This is a genomic window from Victivallis sp. (assembly GCF_048170485.1).
Taxonomy (GTDB): domain Bacteria; phylum Verrucomicrobiota; class Lentisphaeria; order Victivallales; family Victivallaceae; genus Victivallis.
Genome location: NZ_DBEXAY010000167.1, coordinates 1 through 2,857 on the forward strand (window position 1 = coordinate 1; position 2,857 = coordinate 2,857).

Consider the following 2,857-nt stretch of genomic DNA (forward strand, 5'->3'; position numbering starts at 1 on the left):
CTCGGCATGAGACGGGTTGCCGACATTTCGGCGATTGCCGGGCTCGGCATGGAGCTGCTGACCGAGCTGGCGCTCTCTGTGACGCTGCCGCGCGATGAACGGCTTGAGCAGGCGGTGAATCTGTTCGCGATCAATGTTCCGAACCGGATTTCAGTCAGCCGGATCGCGGCATCGTGTCACGTCAGCCCCGCGACGCTCGGGCGGCTTTTCCGGCAGGAGTTCGGCCGGTCGCCGCAGGCCTATTTCCGTGACCTCAGGATGCAGACCGCGCGCGGGCTGCTGGCCGATCCGGCAATGCCGGTCAAGCACGTTGCCGCGCAGGTCGGTTTTTCGGATGTCTTTTCCTTTTCGCGCGAATTCCGCAAGGCCGAGGGCATTTCGCCGCGTGAATTCCGCCGCCGGTTGTCCGAAGCGAGGCCGGAACGGAATCCGGATGATCGACTTGGATAAATTTTTGATCGATTACGCCATGAATTCCGAAAACAGACCCTTCCGGTATCCCGTGTTCTTTTGTATAATATAATCATCCACCGCTTATCGGAAAGTAATCGAAAGGGAAACACGGGATGAAGAGACAACTTACCTTGATTGAACTGCTGGTGAATATGTCACAATATAACCGTAATTACGCATAATACCGGGTATGTGAAGTTTCCGTGTACGGTCTGTCATGATGTAACTCCTTTTGGTTAAATGAATTTGTTTGGCCTCTGGCGGCAGAAATGTTCCATCTGCTCTTCCTGGTCTCGTCCGTCTGCATTGTCGTGGGATTCGCGGGAGAAATACATTTCCCCCGCACCCCCATTTCTTACTCTGTGCCGGGCTTTCATTTCCCGTGGGTTGCGCCCTTGTCCGCCTGCGGCTATACCGTTCACATCCGCTGCGCGGCGCATACCGCGCTTTTTTCGCCGGGCGGAAATACTGTTTCGTTTCACATACCCGGTATTATGCGCAAACCGTTCACTCTGATCGAACTTCTGGTGGTTATTGCGATCATCGCGATTCTGGCCTCGATGCTGCTGCCGGCGCTGAATCAGGCGCGGGATCGCGGCAAATCCACGTCATGCGCGGGCAATCTGAAGTCGCTCGGCATGACGGTCGGCATGTACGCGCAGGAGAGCGACGATTTCCTTCCGGCCTGCAGTCCGACCGATACGAATACCTGGGTCCACCAGCTCAGGCGCAATTCGCCTTCGCTGACCAACAAACAGTTTCTCTGTCCGGCCAATAACGGCTTGCGTCCGGCCTGGATCGACAGCCCGGTGAACTTCTGGAATACGCCGGTAAATGCGCAGTCGACCGAATACGGCTTCAACCTCGGCATTGCGGCGCCTTACACTCCTGGGAGTTACGTCAAAATCACGAAGGTGAGGAATCCGTCTTTCAAGGTGTTTCTGATGGATGCGGTGACGAACCGTTATCTGAATGACGGCAGCACCTCTGGAAAATGGCGGGTTTCACCGACCAACCATATCGGTAACTGGCAGACCGATACGGGGTGGGGACGCCCGGCGGTCCGCCATGCCCGGACGGTCAATGTGCTGTATGCCGATTTCCATGTTGCGGGGGCGAATGTGCCGAATACGGTCGTGGCGTTCGAGGTCGCGCCGTTCCGCTGGCTCGGTGAGAACGAGAGATGTCAGATGTACGGGCTGAAGTGAGGTGGAGTGCGATGAGAAGAACGATTTGGGTTGTGCTGCTGACCATGTTTGCCGGCATCGCCTGGGCGGCGGAGATTTCGATCGCCGGATTCCTGCCGGACCCCGGATTTGAACGGAAACATGAACCGAACGCGCAGTTGAATGCGGAGGGCGTGAAGGAGATCCACGGTTGGAGCGCCCGGCCGGAAAAGGGTAATCCTTGGACCTCGGTCAGTTACGTCGATCGTGGCGGCCGGACGCTCGGAGAGCGCTCTCCTGCGATCGAACCCGCCGAGGGAAACAGTTATCTGCGGATGTTCACCTTCAAATCGTGCAGCTGGCTCGTTCTGGCGTCGCCGGAGTTCCCGGTGAAGAAGGGGAACTCCTACGGTGTTGCGTTTCAGGTCTCCGCCGACCGCAGCGCACCGATGGCGAAGATGCGGCTTTCGCTCGAAGTCAACTGGAAACAGTATTGCACTGAGACCTATGACCTGATCCGGCTTGAACCGGGATGGAATACGGTCGTCTACCGCGCCGCCTATCAGGGACCGGACGGCATGGCGAGGCTCGTGATCCGCTGCGAACGTGAGGAGAACGCGACCGGCGGCGCATTGAATTTCGACGGCTTCCGCGCCCCGGCTCCGGGGGAGGCGAACGGCATGGGGACGGCGGCAGGCTCGGAGGTGGACGGTTTCGCGGTTGCGCTGCCGTTCGGCGGAGGTTCGCAACCGGTGCGGAACGTTTCGCTCGGGAAGGGGCCGAAACAGTTCCGGCTCGGCGCTCCGGCCGGGCGTTACCGGCTGCTGGTCAACGTCAAATCCTCGGACCGTTCCGGCAACGAGGGCGATTCGATGTTCGGCGGTTATAACTATTGGATGCCGGAAAATGTCTACCGTTTCCGGCTTGACGGCAGGGAACTTGCCCCCGAAATCAGCGGCCGCATGGTGAAAGCGGCGGGCCGCGATGAAGACGGCAACGGCATTTATACCGGGTGGCTCTGGTTCCGTGATCCGGTCGAGGTTCAACCGGATTCCGAGCTTTCCGTCGAATGTTCGCGGGCGGGCGGATTCGTCACGCAGATCGTGTTGCTGAACGAAACCGAATGGAAGGCCGAACAACTTCGCATGTCAAACCTTTTCTGTTCTCCGCCCGGAAAGGGATTCGGTGATGCATGGGCTGCCGCGGTTAAGCGTCCGGAGCGCTTCTTCCCGGTTGAT

Annotated in this window: 3 protein-coding genes; all 3 read left to right on the forward strand. The window is 58.7% G+C overall.

All coding sequences use genetic code 11. The features are described 5' to 3' along the window. A partial coding sequence (locus ACMLHG_RS08735; protein WP_417170246.1) for a helix-turn-helix transcriptional regulator occupies positions 1-450 on the forward strand: 450 nt, incomplete at its 5' end. A 497-nt stretch (positions 451-947) separates the two neighbouring features. Then, positions 948-1,661 carry a type II secretion system protein gene (locus tag ACMLHG_RS08740; RefSeq protein ID WP_288513200.1) on the forward strand — a complete coding sequence of 238 codons (714 nt, stop codon included), beginning with the start codon at positions 948-950 and terminating at the stop codon, positions 1,659-1,661. 11 nt (positions 1,662-1,672) lie between these two features. Continuing rightward, the coding region (locus ACMLHG_RS08745; RefSeq protein ID WP_417170247.1) for a hypothetical protein at positions 1,673-2,857 on the forward strand (1,185 nt) is incomplete at its 3' end.

Bases quoted from the DNA above. Each gene is read 5' to 3' on its own strand.
- ACMLHG_RS08740 (WP_288513200.1), top strand. From the start codon at position 948: ATGCGCAAACCGTTCACTCTGATCGAACTTCTGGTGGTTATTGCGATC.